At 66.9% G+C, this 18,966-nt stretch carries 22 protein-coding genes; 11 read left to right on the plus strand and 11 right to left on the minus strand.

Annotated elements, in window-relative coordinates; translation table 11 throughout:
* Nucleotides 1–111 precede the first annotated feature (111 nt).
* The 4 genes from rplI to AC3WJB_RS14655 all read right to left on the minus strand — a co-directional run bounded on the left by rplI (nucleotide 112) and on the right by AC3WJB_RS14655 (nucleotide 1,843).
* Nucleotides 112–561, minus strand: coding sequence for a 50S ribosomal protein L9 (gene rplI, locus AC3WJB_RS14640; RefSeq protein ID WP_492682798.1), 450 nt, complete (start codon nucleotides 559–561; stop codon nucleotides 112–114).
* Nucleotides 562–683: 122 nt separating this feature from the next.
* Nucleotides 684–914 (minus strand): 30S ribosomal protein S18, encoded by a 231-nt coding sequence (gene rpsR / locus AC3WJB_RS14645; protein ID WP_492682800.1) that lies wholly within the window; start codon nucleotides 912–914, stop codon nucleotides 684–686.
* 21 nt (nucleotides 915–935) lie between these two features.
* Nucleotides 936–1,346 carry a 30S ribosomal protein S6 gene (gene rpsF, locus AC3WJB_RS14650; protein ID WP_492682802.1) on the minus strand — a complete coding sequence of 137 codons (411 nt, stop codon included), beginning with the start codon at nucleotides 1,344–1,346 and terminating at the stop codon, nucleotides 936–938.
* Nucleotides 1,347–1,516: 170 nt separating this feature from the next.
* Nucleotides 1,517–1,843 carry a HesB/IscA family protein gene (locus tag AC3WJB_RS14655; protein ID WP_492682804.1) on the minus strand — a complete coding sequence of 109 codons (327 nt, stop codon included), beginning with the start codon at nucleotides 1,841–1,843 and terminating at the stop codon, nucleotides 1,517–1,519.
* A 129-nt stretch (nucleotides 1,844–1,972) separates the two neighbouring features.
* On the opposite strand from AC3WJB_RS14655, the gene asnS reads away from it, so the two are divergent.
* The 4 genes from asnS (at nucleotide 1,973) to can (ending at nucleotide 5,428) form a co-directional block, all read left to right on the plus strand.
* A complete protein-coding gene (gene asnS, locus AC3WJB_RS14660) occupies nucleotides 1,973–3,388 on the plus strand; it encodes an asparagine--tRNA ligase (protein ID WP_492682806.1) in 1,416 nt (471 codons plus the stop codon).
* A 14-nt stretch (nucleotides 3,389–3,402) separates the two neighbouring features.
* Nucleotides 3,403–4,257, plus strand: a complete 855-nt coding sequence (locus AC3WJB_RS14665) for a MalM family protein (RefSeq protein WP_492682808.1) — start codon at nucleotides 3,403–3,405, stop codon at nucleotides 4,255–4,257.
* Entirely contained in the window at nucleotides 4,254–4,568 is a 315-nt protein-coding gene (locus AC3WJB_RS14670; RefSeq protein ID WP_492682810.1) for a hypothetical protein, read from the plus strand. The genes AC3WJB_RS14665 and AC3WJB_RS14670 overlap by 4 nt, the downstream gene beginning before the upstream one ends.
* 194 nt (nucleotides 4,569–4,762) lie before the next feature.
* On the plus strand, nucleotides 4,763–5,428 hold the full coding sequence (can, locus tag AC3WJB_RS14675; RefSeq protein ID WP_492682812.1) for a carbonate dehydratase: 666 nt from the start codon (nucleotides 4,763–4,765) through the stop codon (nucleotides 5,426–5,428).
* 50 nt (nucleotides 5,429–5,478) lie between these two features.
* Here the strand turns inward: can and hutG are convergent, their stop codons facing one another.
* Nucleotides 5,479–6,273, minus strand: coding sequence for an N-formylglutamate deformylase (gene hutG, locus AC3WJB_RS14680; RefSeq protein WP_492682814.1), 795 nt, complete (start codon nucleotides 6,271–6,273; stop codon nucleotides 5,479–5,481).
* Nucleotides 6,274–6,406: 133 nt separating this feature from the next.
* Here hutG and AC3WJB_RS14685 point away from each other — a divergent pair, with 133 nt between their 5' ends.
* Nucleotides 6,407–7,783: a hypothetical protein gene (locus tag AC3WJB_RS14685; protein WP_492682816.1), complete on the plus strand. Its 1,377-nt coding sequence runs from the start codon at nucleotides 6,407–6,409 to the stop codon at nucleotides 7,781–7,783.
* A gap of 197 nt (nucleotides 7,784–7,980) precedes the next feature.
* On the plus strand, nucleotides 7,981–8,517 hold the full coding sequence (locus AC3WJB_RS14690; RefSeq protein WP_492682818.1) for a C40 family peptidase: 537 nt from the start codon (nucleotides 7,981–7,983) through the stop codon (nucleotides 8,515–8,517).
* A 75-nt stretch (nucleotides 8,518–8,592) separates the two neighbouring features.
* Here the strand turns inward: AC3WJB_RS14690 and AC3WJB_RS14695 are convergent, their stop codons facing one another.
* Both AC3WJB_RS14695 and AC3WJB_RS14700 read right to left on the minus strand, forming a co-directional pair.
* Nucleotides 8,593–9,078 carry an FKBP-type peptidyl-prolyl cis-trans isomerase gene (locus tag AC3WJB_RS14695; protein ID WP_492682820.1) on the minus strand — a complete coding sequence of 162 codons (486 nt, stop codon included), beginning with the start codon at nucleotides 9,076–9,078 and terminating at the stop codon, nucleotides 8,593–8,595.
* A 45-nt stretch (nucleotides 9,079–9,123) separates the two neighbouring features.
* On the minus strand, nucleotides 9,124–10,374 hold the full coding sequence (locus AC3WJB_RS14700; protein ID WP_492682822.1) for an MFS transporter: 1,251 nt from the start codon (nucleotides 10,372–10,374) through the stop codon (nucleotides 9,124–9,126).
* A gap of 135 nt (nucleotides 10,375–10,509) precedes the next feature.
* On the opposite strand from AC3WJB_RS14700, the gene AC3WJB_RS14705 reads away from it, so the two are divergent.
* Nucleotides 10,510–11,211: a class I SAM-dependent methyltransferase gene (locus AC3WJB_RS14705; RefSeq protein ID WP_492682824.1), complete on the plus strand. Its 702-nt coding sequence runs from the start codon at nucleotides 10,510–10,512 to the stop codon at nucleotides 11,209–11,211.
* A 133-nt stretch (nucleotides 11,212–11,344) separates the two neighbouring features.
* Nucleotides 11,345–12,667, plus strand: a complete 1,323-nt coding sequence (locus AC3WJB_RS14710; protein ID WP_492682826.1) for a DEAD/DEAH box helicase — start codon at nucleotides 11,345–11,347, stop codon at nucleotides 12,665–12,667.
* A 69-nt stretch (nucleotides 12,668–12,736) separates the two neighbouring features.
* On the opposite strand, the gene fghA is transcribed toward AC3WJB_RS14710, so the two are convergent.
* The gene (gene fghA, locus AC3WJB_RS14715) at nucleotides 12,737–13,579 is read right to left on the minus strand and encodes an S-formylglutathione hydrolase (protein ID WP_492682828.1); all 843 of its coding nucleotides are present in this window, start codon (nucleotides 13,577–13,579) and stop codon (nucleotides 12,737–12,739) included.
* Nucleotides 13,580–13,721: 142 nt separating this feature from the next.
* On the opposite strand from fghA, the gene AC3WJB_RS14720 reads away from it, so the two are divergent.
* Complete coding sequence (locus tag AC3WJB_RS14720) at nucleotides 13,722–15,620, plus strand: DEAD/DEAH box helicase (RefSeq protein WP_492682830.1); 1,899 nt, start codon at nucleotides 13,722–13,724, stop codon at nucleotides 15,618–15,620.
* Between the two features lie 85 nt (nucleotides 15,621–15,705).
* Here AC3WJB_RS14720 and ypfJ read toward each other — a convergent pair whose 3' ends face one another.
* A complete protein-coding gene (gene ypfJ / locus AC3WJB_RS14725; RefSeq protein WP_492682832.1) occupies nucleotides 15,706–16,557 on the minus strand; it encodes a KPN_02809 family neutral zinc metallopeptidase in 852 nt (283 codons plus the stop codon).
* A 116-nt stretch (nucleotides 16,558–16,673) separates the two neighbouring features.
* Between ypfJ and AC3WJB_RS14730 the strand changes: the two genes are divergently transcribed.
* Nucleotides 16,674–17,066, plus strand: coding sequence for an MAPEG family protein (locus AC3WJB_RS14730; protein WP_492682834.1), 393 nt, complete (start codon nucleotides 16,674–16,676; stop codon nucleotides 17,064–17,066).
* A 46-nt stretch (nucleotides 17,067–17,112) separates the two neighbouring features.
* Nucleotides 17,113–17,889 (plus strand): CPBP family intramembrane glutamic endopeptidase, encoded by a 777-nt coding sequence (locus AC3WJB_RS14735; RefSeq protein ID WP_492682836.1) that lies wholly within the window; start codon nucleotides 17,113–17,115, stop codon nucleotides 17,887–17,889.
* On the opposite strand, the gene AC3WJB_RS14740 is transcribed toward AC3WJB_RS14735, so the two are convergent.
* Nucleotides 17,864–18,448 carry a Maf family protein gene (locus AC3WJB_RS14740; RefSeq protein ID WP_492682838.1) on the minus strand — a complete coding sequence of 195 codons (585 nt, stop codon included), beginning with the start codon at nucleotides 18,446–18,448 and terminating at the stop codon, nucleotides 17,864–17,866. The genes AC3WJB_RS14735 and AC3WJB_RS14740 overlap by 26 nt on opposite strands.
* A 32-nt stretch (nucleotides 18,449–18,480) precedes the next feature.
* Nucleotides 18,481–18,927 carry a GNAT family N-acetyltransferase gene (locus AC3WJB_RS14745; protein WP_492682840.1) on the minus strand — a complete coding sequence of 149 codons (447 nt, stop codon included), beginning with the start codon at nucleotides 18,925–18,927 and terminating at the stop codon, nucleotides 18,481–18,483.
* Between the last annotated feature and the right edge of the window lie 39 nt (nucleotides 18,928–18,966).

An 18,966-nucleotide genomic window follows, 5' to 3' on the forward strand; every position in this document is an offset into this window, starting at 1 on the left:
CCAGCCGCACAAGCCAGAATTGCGGCGAAGGGATTCCGCACACGAAAAAACGGATGCCGATGGCATCCGTTTTCCGCTTCGCAGCAGCCGGACGCGCCCGCGCCCGCAGATTCAGTTGTCGCTGACGACGACAACCTTTACCGCGGCGTGTACGTCGGCATGCAGGCTCAAGGCCACGACGTACTCGCCAATGTTGCGCAGCGGGCCTTCGCTCAGGATGACCTCGCCCTTGGCGGTGGGATGGCCGGCCGCGGTCAAGGCCGCGGCAATATCGCGCGGGCTGACCGAACCGAACAACTTGCCTTCAGCGCTGGCATGCGCGGCGATGGTGACCGCCACGTCGGCAAGCCGGGCCTGGCGGGCTTGCGCCTCGGCCAGGGCCGTATTGGCCTTGGCCTCGTATTCGGTGCGACGCTCTTCAAACGCGGCCAGGTTGGCGGCATTGGCGCGCACGGCCTTGCCCTGCGGCAGGAGGTAATTGCGACCGTAGCCCGGCTTGACGTTGACTTTGTCGCCCAAGGTGCCGAGGTTGCGCACCTTCTGCAGAAGAATGAGTTCCATGATCTTTCCTGTTCGTTAGCGCCGACCGGAGCCGACGCAACCTGATGAAGGGTTGTCCGAAGAGCGGGAGTGGTCGATGGGGCAGCGCCTGGCTGGTTCCCCACCGACCCTTCCCATCGATGTCACACGTTGTGGTTGTCGGTATACGGCAACAGGGAAAGGAAACGCGCGCGCTTGATTGCCGTGGCGAGCTGCCGTTGGTAGCGCGCCTTGGTGCCGGTGATGCGGCTGGGTACGATTTTGCCGTTCTCGCTGACGTACTGGCGCAGCGTATTGAGATCCTTGTAGTCGATCTCCTTGACGCCCTCGGCGGTGAAGCGGCAAAACTTGCGGCGGCGGAAAAATTTGGACATGTCTGGGCTCCCGTTCAGGCGTCAATCGTCGTTGTCATCATCGTGGCCATCATCGTCGTCATGGCGGTGGCGGGAGGACTTGACGTCATCCTTCTCCTTGCTGCGCATGATGAACGAGGGCTCACTGTCGCTGGCCACGTCGGACGCGTCACGACGGATGATCAGGTGCCGCAGCACCGCATCGTTGAAACGGAATCCGGACTCCAGCTCGGTAAGCGCTGCCTGGCTGGCCTCGATGTTGAGCAACACGTAATGGGCTTTGGCGAGGTTGGCGATCGGATAAGCCAGCTGGCGCCGGCCCCAATCTTCCAGACGATAAACCTTGCCGCCATCGGCCTCGATCAAAGCCTTGTAGCGCTCGATCATCGCCGGGACCTGTTCGCTCTGGTCCGGATGGACCATGAACACGACTTCGTAATGACGCAGGGTCATCTCGGGACTTGCTCCTTGTGGATGCGGCCATGATGGCCTGGCAGCCTCCCGTCATTGCGGTGAGGCAAGTATCCTGCCGCCATGAATTGCGCGGGCAGGCCGGCCATGATACTGGTGCAGCCAGGGGACGCGCAAGATCGGTGCGCCAGCAGCGGCGGGCACGGCAGGGCCTAAGAGACGGTAAAGCTCCCGCCGCAACCGCAGGCGCCGGTCGCGTTCGGGTTGTGGAACACGAAACCCGAGCTCAGGCCCTGCCGCTGGAAGTCGATCACCGTGCCGTCGACCAGGGCGGCATTGGCTGCACTCACCACGAGTGGCACACCGTCGACCTGCACCAGCAGGTCGTCCGCATCCATGGCCTGGGCGAGGTCCACCACATAGGAAAACCCCGAGCAGCCCGTGCGCTTGACACCGAAACGTACCCCCGCGGCAGCCGGAGCCGCGCCAAGGAAGCGCCGCATGCGTTCGCCAGCGGCGGGCGTAATCGTGATGTTCATGGCATGGACCTGCTCGATGGGCGGGTACCGCGCCGGTCGCGGCGGGTGTGGCGACTACATTATCATGCGCGGTGGCGTCTCCGCGCAGCACCTGCGCTCGCCCCCGATCATTCCTGGAGTGGCAAACCCATGCTGGAACCCAAGCCGGCGACATACAGCGTGAAACAAATCCTGGCTGGCGCGCTCCCGGTCGGCAGTGTGGTGGGCGTGCGCGGCTGGGTGCGCACCCGGCGCGATTCGAAGGCCGGCTTGTCCTTCGTCACCCTGTACGACGGCTCGTGTTTCGACCCGATCCAGATCGTCGCGGCCGATACCCTGGACAACTACGCCAGCGAGGTGAAACACCTCACCGCCGGCGCCAGCGTTATCGCCCACGGCACCCTGGTCGCGTCCCAGGGCAAGGGCCAGCGCGTGGAAATCCAGGCCGACCGGATCACGGTGGTCGGCCTGGTCGACGATCCCGAAAGCTATCCGATCCAGCCCAAGCAGCACTCGATGGAATTCCTGCGTGAGGTTGCGCACCTGCGCCCGCGCACCAACCTGTTCGGCGCCGTCACCCGCGTGCGCCATTGCATGATGATGGCGATCCATCGCCACTTGACGGCGCAGGGTTTCTTCTGGGTCAACACCCCGATCATCACCACTTCCGACGCCGAGGGCGCCGGCGACATGTTCCGGCTCTCCACCCTGGACCTGGCGAACCTGCCGCGTGATGCCGCCGGCAAGATCGATTTCCGCCAGGATTTCTTTGGCCGCGAAGCGTTCCTCACCGTCTCCGGACAGCTCAACGTCGAGGCCTACGCGTTGGCCCTGAGCAAGGTCTACACATTTGGTCCCACGTTCCGCGCCGAGAACTCGAACACGGCGCGGCACCTGGCCGAGTTCTGGATGGTGGAACCGGAAATCGCCTTCGCTGATCTCAACGACAACGCCGACTACGCCGAGGCGTTCCTGAAGGCCATCTTCCGCAGCGTGCTCGACGAGCGCGCCGATGACATGGCGTTCTTTGCGGAACGCGTGTGCCCGGATGCGGTCACACGCCTGGAGGCGTTCATCAGCCAGCCGTTTGCCCGCATCGAATACACCGAGGCAATCGACATCCTGCAGCGCTCCGGCCAGCGCTTCGAATATCCCGTCGCCTGGGGCATCGACCTGCAGACCGAGCACGAGCGCTACCTGACTGAGAAACACGTGGGCCGCCCGGTGGTGGTCATGAATTATCCCGAGGCAATCAAGGCGTTCTACATGCGTTTGAATGACGACGGCAAGACCGTGGCGGCCATGGACGTGCTGGCGCCTGGGATCGGCGAGATCATCGGCGGCAGCCAGCGCGAGGAGCGCCTCGACCATCTCGACCAGCGCATGCAGCAGTTCGGGCTCGACGCGACCACCTACGGCTGGTACCGCGACTTGCGCCGCTACGGCACGGTCCCGCACTCCGGCTTCGGGCTGGGCTTCGAGCGCCTGCTGGCGTACATCTGTGGCCTGGCAAACATCCGCGATGCCATTCCCTATCCACGCGCCGCCGGCAGCGCCGAATTTTGAGGACGGCACTCTCCATGCTCCACCGCTGCGCCCACCTCGCCGCGCCCGCTGCCTTGGCTGCCGTGCTCGCCACCCTGGTTGGCTGCCATGCGGCCAAGGTACTCATCCCGCCGAACCTGCGATCGGCGGAGAACACCGAGGACGGCCGCAAGGCGGCCCTGGCGGCGTTGCAACAGGCCACCCCCTGCTGCACCAACCTGGCCGACTTCTCTTATCGCAACATGCTGCCCTGGCAGCCCAAGCGCTACAACCTGGGCCCGGGCAGCATGGTGGCCAATCTCGATGGTACGCACAGTTATTTCCTTGCCTTCCGCCTGCCCACCGCGACCAAGCTGCCCTACCGCATCGCGGTGAAGTCCGAATTGAACGGCCGCTGGCTGCATTCGAGCTACCTGTTTGCGCCCTCCATGATCCTGCTCGACTCGGGTTTCCAGCCGCTGCTCAAGCAGGACATCAACCTGTGCGAGCACATGGGTTGGAGCTCGGACACCACCGGCGCTTTCGGCAGCCTGGAAGTGACCCAGCCCCAGGCCCGCTACCTGCTCGTCTACAGCTCCGCGGCGCAACAGGCTGGCAAGACCTATTGGGAACAGTCGCCGGCGGCGTTTTCCAACACGGCGACCTTGCAGATGAACTCGGCCGGCAGCTTCAACGTCCCGCACGGGCCGGACGGCACGGTGTGGATCGGCCTCATGGACAAGGCTTACGCGGACGCCCTCGACAGCGCCATCTGCAAGAAGCCAGAGACCGGTGACGGCGTGATCAAGACCCTGCGCAGCGCCATGCCGAGTGTGCCGTGGGGCGGTAGCGCCGTGCCCAGCCCGGCGCACTCGAGTCCCGCCCACGCCAGCAGTGCGGGTCTGCCATGATCGTCCTCTACCTGGGGTTGCTGGGCGCGGGCCTGGTCTCGTTTGCGGCATCGTTTGTCGCCCAGTGGAGCGTGGCGCAACGGATGCGCAGGGCGCATCCGCGGCAGTGGCAGATCATCGCCTCCACTGAGCGTGGGCAGGCCACGGCGTTCCAGACCTGGATCCAGCTGCAGCGCGCGCTGCAATCGCCCGTGTTGCCGGCGTTGAACGATGCCCGCATCACCAATTGGCGACGCGTCTGGCGCTTTGCTCCCGGACTAGGCTGGCTATGTTGGCTCGCCGCGGTAGGCATGCGCCTGTTGCTGCATTGAGCGCGGCACGGCCATCGCCAGCCCTCCGCTGCGTGTATGAAGCCTGGCCCAGGGATGCATGCAGGCCGCACCGGATTTAAACTTGTATGCGCTCCGCCGATCCGCGGCACCCGCCCCATCGGCTCCAGCATCCGTCTGCACCCCGCTCGACCCAGCCGTCGTCCCCCTCGATGCCGGCAAACGTCACCGCACGCATGGAAACCATCTTGAACAGCCCACTGCAGAATTTACTCGACAACAACCGGCGCTGGTCCGCTGGCGTCACCCACGAAGACCCGCAATTTTTCTCCGAACTGGCCAAGCAACAGGCCCCAAAGTACTTGTGGATCGGTTGCTCCGATTCACGCGTGCCGGCCAACCAGTTGCTGGGCCTCGCACCCGGCGAGGTGTTCGTGCACCGGAACATCTCCAACCTGGTGCTGCATTCGGACATGAACTGCCTGTCCGTGCTGCAATTCGCCATCGAGGTCCTGAAGGTCGAGCACGTCCTGATCGTGGGCCACTATGGCTGCGGTGGCGTCAAGGCGGCCCTGGATGGCCAGCGCCTGGGGCTGATCGACAACTGGCTGCGCTACATCGGCGACACGCTGGAAAAGCACCAGGCGCAAATGGACCAGGTCGCGGTCGGCCAGCGTCATGCCCGCCTGTGCGAACTCAACGTCATCGAGCAGGTCGCCAACGCCTGCCATACCACGGTCGTGCGCGAGGCCTGGGATCGCGGCCAGGAGTTGACCGTGCACGGTTGGTGCTACGGCCTGGAGGACGGCTACATCCACGACCTGGGCACCGACGTCAACCGCTTCGACGCGCTCGAAGCCAGTTATGAGCACGCCGTGCAGCGGCTGGTACCCCAAGCCTAGGAGCCCGGACCGCTTCCACCGCCCACGCGCCTGGAGGCGGCCCGTGCCGGTCAGCCACGCCGGGCGTAGTCGACGCACAATTTCAGCAGCTGGCGGATGAGCTGTTGCACAGGCTTGGCGCGCCCGGTCAGGAACTCGAAGCTCGCCTCGTCCATGTAGGTTTCCTGCACCAGCTCCAGCTGCACCGCATCGATGGCCTGCCCAGGATGGCCGTAATGGCGGGTGATGTGCCCGCCCTTGAAACGTCCGTTCAGTACGTGGCTGAACGTGTCCTGCCGTTGCAGGCATTCTTCCAGGCGTCCCTGCAGGCTGGGACTGCAGCTCGCACCGCCGGCAGTCCCCAGGTTGAAATCAGGGAGACGTCCGGAAAACAGCACCGGCACCCGGCCGCGAATGGAATGGGCATCCCACAGCACGGCTTGCCCGTGGGCCGCCAGCAGGCGTCCAAGCTCGAGCTCGATGGCCTGGTGATAAGGGCGCCAATAGGCCTCGATGCGCTGCTGGACCTCCGCCGCATCCGGTTCCTGGCCCGGTGCGTACAGCGCCTGGCCATCGAAACCCATGGTCGGCACCAAGCCCGTCTCCTGTCGCCCCGGATACAGCGGCTCGCCGTCCGCCGGCCGGTTCAGGTCGACCACGTAACGCGACAGCTTCGCCGTCAGCACGCTGGCCCCCAGCTCCTCGGCCATGACCGCATACAGCTGCCCGACGTGCCAATCGGTGTCCACGGAACGGCGCGCGTGCGGCACCATGCGCGCCGCAAGTTCGTCAGGAATCACGCTGCTGTCGTGCGGCAGGCTGATCAGGAGCGGCACATGGCCGCGGTGCAAGGTATAGGTGTCCATGCCCCGGATTGTAGTTGCTCGCCACGCCGCACGGCGCGCTGCAAGCCGCTTGCGAAAAACCGCCGCCGCGGGTTCTAAGCCGCCGGCAATCGGTGCATGATCGGGCCGTGGGCTTTCGCATCACCAACCCGACATGGATCGCGGCCATCGGACGATCGACATGCTGGCCAAACTCGCCCTCTTGCTGCTGGTGCTGCCGCCACTCATCGGTGCGGCAACGGCGCACGCCCAAATGTTTGATGGTGCAGCCCTCGACCTGCTGCGCAACATGCAGAAGCAGCCCACCGACCTGGCACGCTACGTCTACCTGGCGCAGGCCATGCCGGGCCTGTCCGCGCGGAACCGCCAGCTGGCGGCGCAATACCTTTCCTTCTCGCAGTGCGAGCTGGGCATCTATACCCAGGCCGTGCTGAGCTTTCCCCTGGTGATCACGCCGCCAGCCGCCCTGGAATTGCCCGATCCGCAGCAATGGCGCGCAGCACCTGCCGCCGAAAGCATTGCCGCCCTGGCCGCCGACCGCCGCATCGTCCTGATCAACGAGGCACACCACGACGCCCACACCCGGCAGCTCACCCTGGAACTGCTGCCACGACTACGCGCGCTCGGTTTCAATTATTTCGCCGCCGAGGCGCTGCTGCCTGGGGACGCGGACTTGAACGCGCGCGGTTATCCGCTCAAGGGCAGCGGCACCGAGTACCTGCGCGAGCCGCTTTACGGCGACATCGTGCGCAGCGCATTGCGCCTCGGCTATCACATGATCGCGTACGACACGGTCAGCCCAGGGCAAGGGCGCGAGCGTGAACAGGCCCGTAACCTCTACCGGCAGACTTTGGAGCGCGACCCGTCCGCGCGATTGTTCGTGCACGCGGGATATGCGCACATCGACAAGGCTCCGGGTCGCCTGGGCGATGTGCAGCCCATGGGCGAGATCCTGCAGAAACTGAGCGGACAGCAGCCGTTGTCGATCGACCAGACGGCCTTCCTCGAGGTCGGTCTGGACCAGGGCGATGCCTACCATCGGCTGGTCGAGGCGTTCCCGGCGACCGGGCCACAAGTGTTGCTGGCCCGCACCGATGGCAAGCCCTGGAGTGCGCAGCCGGAGCTGTATGACGTCAACGTCATCCTGCCGCCCGTGCTGAGCCTGGCGGCGTTTGGCGTGCCCGCCAACGCGGCCACGGCGCCACGCGCCCGCAACGCGGACGGCTCGCCGCAGCCGGCGCGAATCCCCGCAACGGGTGGCTTCATGCAACGCCCATCCTGGCTGGGCCTGGGTGGCCAGCGCCATCCCATCCCGATCAGCACGGCGTTATGCCGGGCAGTCACGCCGTGCGTGGTGGAAGCGCTATACACAGACGAGCCTGACGACGCCATCGCCGCGGACCGCTACGCGTTCCTGGCGGCGCCGGCAGGCAGCACGCTGTACCTGCGCCCTGGCACTTACCGTCTGCGCACCGCGAACATGTTTGGCCGCACGCTCTCCAGCCAGGTCCTGCAGGTACCACCGGATTGAAGCCCATGCCGGCCTGCCGTCGACCAGGCCAGCCTGCCCCGCCCACGACGCGGCAACCGGCAGCATCGGCCAGCCACCGGCGCAACGGAGATGTATGTGCAAACTTTCGGCGGGCGGGACGAGTTGCTAACCTCCAGGCCGAGCCTGCCGGGATTGCCATGCATCAGTCGCCATCACCATCGCCGAGCATCGGTTTGATGCCTACCTCCCTGTGGCGCCTGCTGCCGGTGCTGGCGCTGGGCCTGCAGTTTGCCGGCTGTGCCAGCGGCCCGGCCCGGCGTGCGCCCGCCGGCACACCGGCGCCGTCATCGTTGGCCAAGCTGCCGCCGCGGGCGCCGTCCGCCGCCAGCGCCGGTACCGCCAACGACATCCTGTTCCGGGCGATCGGCCTGGTCGGCACGCCTTACCGCTGGGGCGGCAATACGCCCGACGGCGGTTTCGACTGCAGCGGCCTGGTCGATTACATCTACCGCACCGAGGCGGCGATCAAGCTCCCGCGCACCTCGCGCGCCATGGCAGGGGTGAACGGCGAAAAAATCCGCCGCATGACGCAGTTGGCCAGCGGCGACCTGGTGTTCTTCGCCATTGGCGGCGCGATCAGCCACGTTGGCGTCTACGTCGGCAAGGGCCGCTTCGTGCATGCGCCGGACAGCGGCGGCACCGTGCGCCTGGACGACCTCGACGGCCCCTACTGGCGCAGTCACTTTGCCTACGGCAAGCGCCTGCTGAACTGAGCTGCCAGCCGCCGGTGAGTTGCGTTCAACAAGCCGCGGACAGAGCGGCTATCGCCACGCGAACCTCAGCCGCGATCAGTGCGCCTGCGCATCCGGGCCGTGCGCGTGGCCATGGGCCAGTTCCTCGGGCGTCGCATCGCGGATGGCGCCAAGACTCACTTCGAAGTGCAAGGTCTTGCCCGCCATGGGATGGTTCATGTCCAGGTCCACCGTGCTCATGCCGACCTTGTGCACCGTCGCCACGCGGCGGCCACCATCCTTGAGCGTCAGCACCGTTGTCATGCCGGGCTTCAACCGGTCCGCCAGCGGCACATATTTCTTGGACAGGCGCTGGATTTGGCCTTCCTGGCGCTCGCCATAGCCATCGGCCGGCGCAACGTCCACGCTCAGCGTATCGCCCGTCTCGTGCCCCTCGATGGCGGTTTCCAGGCCGCGGATCAGCTGGCCGCGGCCGAGCAGGACCCAAAGCTCCTCACCGCGATCATGCGAGCTCTCCACCTGCCCACCATCGATGCTGAGCGTGTAGTGAAGCGCGACGACCTTGTCCTTGCCTGCCTGCATGATGGGCCCCGTTGGCGAAAAGCAGCCGCGAAGTTTAGCAGCAGATCACCCAGGCGTCGCCGCCGATTCCGCCGCTTCACCGCCCAGGGACGCCCCGTGGGCCTCCGGTCCCAGCCACGCCAGCAAGGCCAACATGACCGCAACGGTGCCGATCCACAGCGACATGGAGAACGCGAAATCCCCGCCGTGCCAATCCGCGATCCAGGTCTGCGCCGTGGCCGTGATTGCCGCCAGCAGGTTGCCCACCTGGTAAGCAAAGCCGGGCAGCGTGCCGCGCACCGGTCCAGGCGAGAGTTCGTTCAAGTGCGTCGGCACGACGCCCCAGGCGCCCTGCACCATCACCTGGATCAGGAACGCACCCAGGCCGAGCAACAGCAACGAGCCGCCATACATCCACAGCGGAATGACCGGGATGGCCAGCATTGCCGCGATGACGATGGCCTTGCGCCGGCCGATGCTCTGCGAGAGCGAACCGAAGAACAGGCCGCCGGCCAGCGCGCCCAGGTTGAGCAGCGCGGCCAGCAGGAATGCGGTGCCGGAGCCGGCCGCAATGTGCAGGTCGGTCTGCAGGAACGTCGGGTACATGTCCTGCGAGCCATGGCTGAACATGTTGAACGCCGCCATCAGCAGCATTAGGTACAAGGCCAGCTTCCAACGCCCGCGCATGGTCTGGCGCAGACCCTGCCGCGGCCGCCGCTGCTGCGCCTGCCAGGCCGCCGATTCCGGCACCTTGCTGCGGATGTACAGCACGAGCAAGGCAGGCAAGGCGCCGACGATGAACAGGCCACGCCAGCCGATGTGGTCGACCAGCAGCCAGTTCACCAGCGCAGCCAGGAAGAAGCCGCAGGGATAGCCGCTTTGTAGCAAACCGGAAACAATGCCACGTGCGCGTGCCGGGATCGATTCCATGGCCAGCGAGGCGCCGATGCCCCATTCCCCGCCCATGGCGATACCGAACAGGAAGCGCAACACCAGCAAGGCAGTGAGCGAGGGGGCAAACGCCGTTGCAAACTCGAAGATCGAAAACAGCACCACGTCGAGCATGAGGATCGGGCGCCGGCCATAGCGGTCAGCCAGCCGCCCGAACAAGAAGGCACCGATTGGTCGGGCGGCCAGAGTCAGGAACAAGGCAAAAGTGACCTCGACCTTCTCGACCGCGAACTCCTGCGCAATGGCGACGATGACGAACGTCAGCAGGAAATAGTCGAACGCATCGAGCATCCAGCCCAGGAAACTCGCTGCCACGGTGTGACGTTGTTCGTGGTCGAGTTCGCGCAGCGGCGAGAAGATCCGCATGACCCCTGTCCCGGAAGGAAATCCCCGCGCAAGCTACCACACCGGATTGACCAGCGTCGCGATCTGTCCGGTTGCCGGCCGCACGGTGGCATGATGGCTGCCAACCGGGATCGTACCGCGCACCAAGGACGCACCATGCACTTGCTGGATCGGGCGGCGCGCGAAGCTATCGTTGCGCACTACGCGCAGCGGCGGCATCGCCTCTACGCACGCTGGAAGCTCAAAACCGATCCAGTCTATGCGGCCACTGCCGCCTTGCTCAAGGATTCGGCCCTGCCCTTGCTGGACGTGGGCTGCGGCATCGGCCTGCTCGGCCAGTACCTGCATGCCAGTGGCGCCCGCGTACGCTACGAGGGCGTGGATCACGACGCCTTCAAGATCGGGATCGCGCGAGCAGCAGCGCGCCACGCCGGGCTCGAGCAGGAGCTGCACCTGCGTTGTGCCGACGCCGCCACGCTGCCCCCGGTCAACGGCCACGTGGTGTTGCTGGACATCCTGCATTACCTGCCGGGCGCCCGCCACCGCCCGCTGTTGCAGGCCATCACCCGGCACCTGGCTCCGGATGGCCTGCTGGTGATCCGCAACGTGTTGCGCGAGCCCAACTGGCGTTTCCACGCCACCCGGATCGAGGAATTCTTCCTGCGCTACAGCGGTTGGATTCCTGGCGGCGCCCAGTACTACCCGAGTGCCGATGAAGTGCGCACACCACTGGCAGCAGCCGGGCTCGCCGTGCACATCGCTCCCCTGCGTGGCCGCACGCCGTACAACAGCTATCTGGTGGTCGCCCGCCGCCACCGGTCTTCATCCGTCCCAATCACACGGACTCCCGTCGGATAGATGCCAGCGGATGCGCGGGATGTCCGCACACGCTATACTGCGCCGCGCAGTCGTTCCGGCTGCCGCGACTGCCAGTCGCCTTCCTTCATCTCGCAACACGGTGTGGACACTCCGGGTTGCTCAGGAGTGTCACATGTCTTTTGAATCGCTGGGCCTCGTGCCCGCGTTGTTGCGCGCGCTTGCCGAATACGGCTACACCGAACCTACCCCGATCCAGGCGGCAGCCATCCCGCCCGCACTGGAAGGCCGCGACCTGCTGGCCGCGGCGCAGACCGGGACCGGCAAAACCGCTGCGTTCGCCCTGCCGCTGTTGCAGAGATTCGCCGGCGCCGGCCAGACCGTGGCGCGCCGCCCGCGGGCCTTGATCCTCACCCCCACGCGCGAGCTCGCCGCGCAGATCCACGACAACTTCCGCAGCTACGGCAAGCACCTGCGCGTCAGCAGCACCACCATCTTCGGCGGCGTCGGCATGGGGCCGCAAATCAGCGCGTTGCGCCGCGGCGTGGACATCGTCATCGCCACTCCCGGACGCCTGCTTGACCATATGCAGCAGCACACGCTGGAGCTATCCGCAGTGGAAACCCTGGTGCTTGACGAGGCCGACCGCATGCTCGACATGGGTTTCCTGCCGGCGCTCAAGCGCATCCTGGCAGCCGTGCCGGCCAAGCGCCAGACGCTGCTGTACTCGGCGACGTTCGCACCGGAAATAAAATCGCTGGCCAAGGCTTTCATGCGCAATGCGCAGGAAATTTCCGTCAGCAACCCGAACGCGGTGGCGACCCTGGTCAGCCATGAGGTGCACCCGGTGGACGCGTCACGCAAGCGCGACCTGCTGTTGCATCTGCTGGCTGCCGACAGCCGCCGCCAGACCCTCGTGTTCAGCCGCACCAAGCACGGCGCGGACAAGCTGGTGAAGTTCCTCAATGCTTCCGGGCTGCGCACTGCGGCAATCCACGGCAACAAGAGCCAGAACGCGCGCACGCGCGCGCTGGATGATTTCAAGGCCCATCGCACCACCGTGCTGGTGGCCACCGACATTGCCGCGCGCGGCATCGACATCGAGCAGTTGCCGATCGTGATCAACTACGACCTGCCGATGGTGGCGGAGGACTACGTGCATCGCATTGGCCGCACCGGGCGCGCTGGCCTCGAGGGCCATGCCATTTCGCTGGTCAGCCACGACGAGGCCGGACTGCTGTGCGACATCCGCAAGTTGTTGCACCAGGACATCGCGATCATCCCGGTCAGCGGCTACGAACCGTCGACCCCCTTGCGCCTGGATGCCAGCGCGCCCCGCCCGCAGCGCGGCGGGCAGCGGCGCGGCCCATCGTTCCAGGGCAAATCGGCCAGCGTCACCAACCCGAAGCCGCACCAGGCGCAGGGTCGCGGCGCGCGAGGCGCCGGCAACCAGCAACGCCGGCGTACATCGGGGCCACGGCCCGCCGCCAACGCCTGAGCCCGTGAACGGTCCGCCGGCCCGGCAACCCAGTCCTGCCGGCCGGCACGCGAAGGCGCGGACGCCGGCTCAAAGCAGGTTCAGCGCCGTCGCATGGTGGCGCAGGTGGTCATCGATGAAGCTGGTCACGAAATAGTAGCTGTGGTCATAACCGGCATGGCGGCGCAGCAGCACCGGCTGCCCGGCGGCAGCGCAGGCCTGCTCGAACAACTCCGGCTGCAATTGTTCCGCCAGGTACGCATCGGCTTCGCCCTGGTCGATCAGGATGGTGCCGGGAAAACGCTGCCGCGCCACCAGCGCGCAGGCGTCGTGCGCGCTCCAGCCAGCCTCGTCCGGGCCGAGATAGGCAGTGAACGCCTTGCGCCCCCAGGGCACCCGGCTGGGCGCCACGATGGGCGCCAGTGCCGATACCGACTGGTACTGCCGCGGATGCCGCAAGGCCAGGGTCAGCGCGCCATGGCCGCCCATGGAATGCCCGCACAGGCCGCTGCGTGCGACGTCCAGCGGGAAGTTGGCCGCCAGCAAGGCCGGCAATTCCAGGGTCAGGTATTCCTCCATGCGGAAGCGTGCCGACCAGGGCGCCTGGGTGGCGTCGAGATAAAAGCCCGCGCCTTCGCCCAGCTCCCAGTCGCCCGTGGCACCGGCAATGCCGGTGGCGCGCGGGCTGGTATCGGGCATCACCAGGGCCAGGCCAAATTGCGCGGCCAGGCGCTGGGCGCCAGCCTTGATCGTCGCCGTTTCCTCGCTGCAGGTCAGCCCGGCCAGGAAATACAGCGAGGCGCAGGAACGCACCTTGACCTGCGGCGGCAGGAACAAGGCAAAACGCATATCCCCGCCACATGCCCGTGATGGATGCCGGTAAACGCCTTGCACGCCGCCGTGGCAGCGCTGTTCGCTTAGGGTCTCGAGCATACCGATTATCCTTCCAGGCAGACGGAGCGAGTGTAGCCAACCTGCACGCTTGGACAACCTGAGCGGCTGCGCTTGGCCTGGCTGCTAAACTTTCCCCCTGCGCGTCGGATTTGCGTGCCGCGCTTCCGCCTCGAGGTTCCCCATGTCTGCCCCCATCCCCGATGACGCCCCGGTGCAAGCCGGCTTCGGCGCGTTTGACCTGCATCCCGACGTGCGCGCGGTACTGGCCGAGGTGGGCTACGAGTCCCCCTCGCCCATCCAGGCCGCCACCATCCCGCCGCTGCTGGCGGGCCGCGATGTGCTTGGCACCGCGCAGACCGGCACTGGCAAGACCGCGGCGTTCGCACTGCCCATCCTGTCCCTGCTGGATCGCCGACCCGGCAAGCCGCAGGCCCTGGTGCTGGCGCCGACACGCGAGCTCGCGATCCAGGTCGCCGAGGCCTTCCAGAGCTATGCCGCGCATCTGCCCGGCTTCCAGGTGCTGCCAATCTACGGCGGACAAAGTTACGGTCCGCAGTTGCACGCGCTCAAGCGTGGCGTTCACGTCGTGGTGGGCACGCCAGGACGCGTCATCGACCACCTGGACAAGGGCACGCTCGACCTCTCGGCATTGCGCTTCGTGGTGCTGGACGAGGCCGACGAGATGCTGCGCATGGGCTTCATCGACGATGTCGAAAAGATCCTGCAGGCGGCACCGACCGAGCGCCAGGTCGCCCTGTTTTCGGCAACCATGCCCAGCCAGATTCGCAAGATCGCGCAAAAGCACCTGCGTGATCCGGTGGAAGTGGTGATCAAAAACTCAGTCACCACGACCCCGCACATCCGCCAGCGCTACTGGTTTGTCAGCGGCATGCACAAACTGGACGCGCTGACGCGCATCCTCGAGGCCGAGCCATTCGACGGCATGATCGTCTTTGCCCGCACCAAGCAGGGCACCGAGGAGCTTGCCGGCAAGCTGCAGGCCCGTGGCCTGGCAGCCGCGGCGATCAACGGCGACCTGGTGCAGGCGCAGCGCGAGCGGGTGATCCAGCAGGTGCGGGACGGGAAGCTCGACGTGCTCGTCGCCACCGACGTCGCCGCGCGCGGACTGGACGTGGAGCGGCTCAGCCACGTCGTCAACTACGACATCCCTTACGATCCGGAGAGCTATATCCACCGCATTGGCCGCACCGGCCGTGCCGGCCGCAGCGGCGAGGCGATCACCTTCATCACGCCCCGGGAAAAGGGCATGCTGCACGCGATCGAGCACGCGACCCGACAGCCCATGGAAGCGATGCAGCCACCGTCCGTGGACACGGTCAACGACGCCCGCATCAACAAGTTCAAGCAGCGCATCAGCGACGCCCTGGCCGCAGGCGGGCTGGAGACGTTCCAGGAACTGGTCGAGCAGTACGAGCGCGAGCACGGTGTACCCGCCGCCAGTATTGCCGCGGCGCTCGCGCGGGTCGTGCAAGGTGACCGGCCGCTGCTGCTGGCCGCGCCCGCGACAGGCCAGCGGAAGCCCGCGGAGGCAGACGATCTGCGCGGCCACGCGGCACCCGGCGCCCGGCATGCTGCGGCCCGCACGCCGGCCGCGCATCCTGCTGCACCGGTGCGCAGCGCGCGGGCGAAAGCGATCCGCAAAGGCACCGCCCCGGAGGCATCCGCCCAGCGGCCGACGCGCGCGCACGCCACGGAAACCGGCAAGCGCACCTACCGCATCGAGGTGGGCCACGAGCACGGCGTGCAGCCGGGCAACATCGTTGGCGCCATCGCCAATGAATCGGGCTTGGACAGTCGCTACATCGGCCGCCTCAGCATCCGCGGCAACTACAGCCTGATCGACCTGCCCGAGGGCATGCCCGTCGAGATCTTCGAGCACCTGAAGAAGGTCTGGGTGATGCAGCAGCAACTGCGTATCCGCGAATGGGACGGGCAGGAAGGGCCCGATGAAGCGGGCTCGTCCCTTGCACACAGGCCACCCGTCCCGCATGCCGGCAAGCACGCGCCGGCGGCACGCAAGCCGTCTGCCGGCGGCTTCAAGCCACCCCGGCGCAAATAGCGCGCGACGAGGTCCTCGTCCTCCCCCTCTCCCCCGACGGCTTCACCGTTGGGGGAGAGGGTTCATGCACCCGCATTAGCTGGGGTCACAGCGTGCCGACGAATGTGTCGCACTTGGCCATTTCGCCACTGGCGAAGCCGACCTTGAACCAGTGCACGCGCTGCGCCGACGTGCCGTGGGTGAAGGAGTCCGGCCGTACCCGGCCCTGGGCTTGCTGTTGCAGCGTGTCGTCGCCAATCTGACTGGCTGCGTTGAGCGCAGACTCGATGTCGCCCGGCTCCAGCCACTGCAACTGCTGCTCGCTGTGGCTGCCCCAGACGCCGGCATAGCAATCGGCCTGCAATTCCTGGCGCACGGACAAGCCATCGGCGCCGTCCATCGGCAGGCCACGGCGCCGCGCCGCAGCGACCTGGTCGAACACGCCGGTCAGCTTCTGCACGTGGTGGCCGACCTCATGGGCAATGACATAAGCCCGCGCGAAGTCGCCGGAAGAATGCAGGCGGCGCTGCAGCAGCTGGAAAAACCCGAGGTCCAGATACACCTTCTGGTCGCCGGGGCAATAGAACGGGCCGACCGCCGCGGTCGCGCCACCGCAGGCCGTTGCCACTTCGCCACTGAACAGGTGCAGCGTCGGGTCGACATAGGTCAGGCCCCTGGCCTGGAAGATCGCGCCCCAGGTCTGTTCGGTCGAATGCAGGATCGCGCTGACGAACGCCTTTTGCTCCGGATCGACCTGCGTCGGCGCGCTCTGCCCCGGGTCGTCAAGCGGCACCCCACCCTGGTCGAACAAGGCCAACGGATTCTTGAAGAAGATCCAGCCGATCAGGGCCAGCACGATCAGGCCACCCAGGCCCATGCGCCCGCCGCCAAAGCCGCGTCCGCCGCCGCCACTGCCGACCTCGATGTTGCTGCTGCTGCCGCCCTTTCGCCAATCCATGCCGCCCCCGCCGCGCAAGCCCTACCGGTGCCTGAAACGGAAGATAACCCGCCGCGCCGACTCACGCCAGGCGCGCACTGCCGCTACAGTAAGCCGTCTCCCGCGAGGATTGCCGCATGAACCAACTGCCTGCCCTGGCCACCCTGCTCACCGTGCTGCTGTTGTTCGTCACCTCGTCCGTGGCCGGGCGCGCACGGTACAAGTACGGCATCAAGGCCCCGGCGACCAGCGGCCATCCGGCGTACGAGCGTGCCTACCGCGTGCAGATGAACACGATCGAGGGCAGCATGATGTTCCTGCCGGCGTTGTGGCTGGCGGCCAGCTACGGCTTCGGTGGCTGGGCCGGCATCGTCGGCCTGGTCTGGGTCGCTGGCCGGACCTGGTACGCCATCGCCTATTGGGGCGACGCGGCCAAGCGCGGCCCTGGTTTCACCGTGGGCATGCTGGCCTTCCTGGTCCTGCTGGTGATGGCGGCGATCGGCTTCGTCCGGGCGCTGCTCGCAGGCTGAGCCGTCCGCTCCGCGCGACGCGTGACGACGTTTGCCTGCGCCCCCGATGCCATCGCGCTTCCAGTCGCCCGCACCGTCCGTATGGATGGCCTTGGGCCTGGTGGCGTCCTACCTGACGCTGCAGGTCGTCGGTAGTGCCGTGATGGTCGGCGTGCTGGCACTGCTGCAGCATCGGCACTCGCCAAGCGCTGCGGTGAGCGCGGCGCTGGCCTCGCTGGCAGCGCAGCCGGGCGCGGTCGTCGCCCAAGCCATCGTCACCGTGTGCATTGCCGCTGCCGCAGTGATGTGGCAGGTCCATCGACAGTGGCCGGCATTGTGGTCGCAGCCCATGCCACCCGGCTTCGGCCTGGTCCGTCCGCACCGCCGCGCCTGGCCGGCCGCGGCACTCGCCGTGGGCCTGCTGGCGCCGTTCGTGGGCGGCCTGGTGACGCGACTGTTGGCCGGCGACCATGACCTCACGCAGAACGTGCAGCAACTGGCGCAGCACGCGCCGCCGGGATGGCGCCTTGCCCTCGCCCTCATGGCAGTGACCCTGGCCCCACTGGTCGAGGAGCTGCTGTTTCGCGGCGTGCTGCTGTCCTCGCTGATCCCGCGCTGCGGCGTGGCGCTGGCGGCGCTGCTCAGTGCGGCCGCATTTGCCGCCATCCACCTGCCCGGGCTGGGCTGGCAGTGGTACGCGCTGCCGGAGCTGCTCCTGCTGGGGGTCGCGCTGGCCTGGCTGCGCCTGCGCTGCCGCTCCCTGTGGCCAGCGGTGCTGGCCCACGGCGCGAACAATGCGCTTGCGCTCACCGTACTGTTCACTGCGCTGAATATGCCGGGCTGAGCCCCGCCTCGCGCAGCAGGCGTGCGGTTTCGAACAAGGGCAAGCCCATCACGCCCGAATGGCTGCCCTCAAGGCGCGCGACCAGGGTGGCGCCACGGCCCTGGATGGCATAGGCGCCAGCCCGGCCCAACGGCTCGCCCGTGGCCACGTAGGCGTCGATGTCGCGCGCCGGCAGCGGGCCAAAGGTGACCTTGGAGATGCACTCGGCGCAGGACTCGCGACGCGCGCCAAGCAGCCACACGGTGGAGATCACGCGGTGGGTGCGCCCCGACAGGCGCCGCAGCATGGCCGCCGCGTCGACGGCATCGCGCGGCTTGCCGAAGACCTCGCCGTCCAGCACCACGTCGGTGTCGGCGCCAAGTACCAGCGCGCCATCGACGCCCCGCACGAGTTCCAGTCCGGCCACTGCCTTGGCCCGGGATACCCGGCGCACGTAAGCCTCGGGCACCTCGCCCGGCGCGCGCTGCTCAGGTACCTGGGTGTCGAGCACGGTGAACGCCACTCCAATCTGGGCCAGCAGTTCCCGGCGGCGTGGCGATTGGGAGGCAAGATAAAGCATGGGCGGTCGGACGGTCCTGCTCGTGCGTGGCATCACAAGGTGAGCAGGTATTCGCAGGACGATTCGCGGTGCCAGCCCAGCGATGCGTACAGCGCCTGCGCCGGTACGTTGTCGAGCGCAGTCCACAGCATGAGGCTGCCCACCCCAAGCTCATGCGCGCGGATGGCTGCCTCGCGCAGCAACGCGGCGCCCACACCCTGCCTGCGCGCCTGCGGCGCGACGAACAAATCGTTGAGCAGCCAGGTACGCACGGCGCGCACCGAGGAAAACAAGGGGTACAACTGGGTGAAACCCAGGCCAGCGCCCTGCCCGTTCCGGGCGAGCAGGACCAGCGACTCCTGGAGCTCGAAGCGCTCGCGCAGGAAGCGGCGCGATCCATCGGGGTCCGCTGGTTGTTCGTAAAACTGGCGATAGGCGTCAAACAGGCCGGCCACCGTATCGAGATCGCGAATGCCGGCCTGGCCTATGGAAAAGTTCATGCTGATGAATCCAGAGGGATGGAGTAGCAACGCCGTTTC

This window comes from Rhodanobacter sp. FW510-R10, assembly GCF_058781105.1.

Excerpts from the sequence above, each read along its gene's own strand:
- rplI (WP_492682798.1), bottom strand. The coding sequence starts at position 561 with ATGGAACTCATTCTTCTGCAGAAGGTGCGCAACCTCGGCACCTTGGGC.
- rpsR (WP_492682800.1), bottom strand. The coding sequence starts at position 914 with ATGTCCAAATTTTTCCGCCGCCGCAAGTTTTGCCGCTTCACCGCCGAG.
- rpsF (WP_492682802.1), bottom strand. The coding sequence starts at position 1,346 with ATGACCCTGCGTCATTACGAAGTCGTGTTCATGGTCCATCCGGACCAG.
- AC3WJB_RS14655 (WP_492682804.1), bottom strand. The coding sequence starts at position 1,843 with ATGAACATCACGATTACGCCCGCCGCTGGCGAACGCATGCGGCGCTTC.
- asnS (WP_492682806.1), top strand. The coding sequence starts at position 1,973 with ATGCTGGAACCCAAGCCGGCGACATACAGCGTGAAACAAATCCTGGCT.
- AC3WJB_RS14665 (WP_492682808.1), top strand. The coding sequence starts at position 3,403 with ATGCTCCACCGCTGCGCCCACCTCGCCGCGCCCGCTGCCTTGGCTGCC.
- AC3WJB_RS14670 (WP_492682810.1), top strand. The coding sequence starts at position 4,254 with ATGATCGTCCTCTACCTGGGGTTGCTGGGCGCGGGCCTGGTCTCGTTT.
- can (WP_492682812.1), top strand. The coding sequence starts at position 4,763 with ATGGAAACCATCTTGAACAGCCCACTGCAGAATTTACTCGACAACAAC.
- hutG (WP_492682814.1), bottom strand. The coding sequence starts at position 6,273 with ATGGACACCTATACCTTGCACCGCGGCCATGTGCCGCTCCTGATCAGC.
- AC3WJB_RS14685 (WP_492682816.1), top strand. The coding sequence starts at position 6,407 with ATGGATCGCGGCCATCGGACGATCGACATGCTGGCCAAACTCGCCCTC.
- AC3WJB_RS14690 (WP_492682818.1), top strand. The coding sequence starts at position 7,981 with ATGCCTACCTCCCTGTGGCGCCTGCTGCCGGTGCTGGCGCTGGGCCTG.
- AC3WJB_RS14695 (WP_492682820.1), bottom strand. The coding sequence starts at position 9,078 with ATGCAGGCAGGCAAGGACAAGGTCGTCGCGCTTCACTACACGCTCAGC.
- AC3WJB_RS14700 (WP_492682822.1), bottom strand. The coding sequence starts at position 10,374 with ATGCGGATCTTCTCGCCGCTGCGCGAACTCGACCACGAACAACGTCAC.
- AC3WJB_RS14705 (WP_492682824.1), top strand. The coding sequence starts at position 10,510 with ATGCACTTGCTGGATCGGGCGGCGCGCGAAGCTATCGTTGCGCACTAC.
- AC3WJB_RS14710 (WP_492682826.1), top strand. The coding sequence starts at position 11,345 with ATGTCTTTTGAATCGCTGGGCCTCGTGCCCGCGTTGTTGCGCGCGCTT.
- fghA (WP_492682828.1), bottom strand. The coding sequence starts at position 13,579 with ATGCTCGAGACCCTAAGCGAACAGCGCTGCCACGGCGGCGTGCAAGGC.
- AC3WJB_RS14720 (WP_492682830.1), top strand. The coding sequence starts at position 13,722 with ATGTCTGCCCCCATCCCCGATGACGCCCCGGTGCAAGCCGGCTTCGGC.
- ypfJ (WP_492682832.1), bottom strand. The coding sequence starts at position 16,557 with ATGGATTGGCGAAAGGGCGGCAGCAGCAGCAACATCGAGGTCGGCAGT.
- AC3WJB_RS14730 (WP_492682834.1), top strand. The coding sequence starts at position 16,674 with ATGAACCAACTGCCTGCCCTGGCCACCCTGCTCACCGTGCTGCTGTTG.
- AC3WJB_RS14735 (WP_492682836.1), top strand. The coding sequence starts at position 17,113 with ATGCCATCGCGCTTCCAGTCGCCCGCACCGTCCGTATGGATGGCCTTG.
- AC3WJB_RS14740 (WP_492682838.1), bottom strand. The coding sequence starts at position 18,448 with ATGCTTTATCTTGCCTCCCAATCGCCACGCCGCCGGGAACTGCTGGCC.
- AC3WJB_RS14745 (WP_492682840.1), bottom strand. The coding sequence starts at position 18,927 with ATGAACTTTTCCATAGGCCAGGCCGGCATTCGCGATCTCGATACGGTG.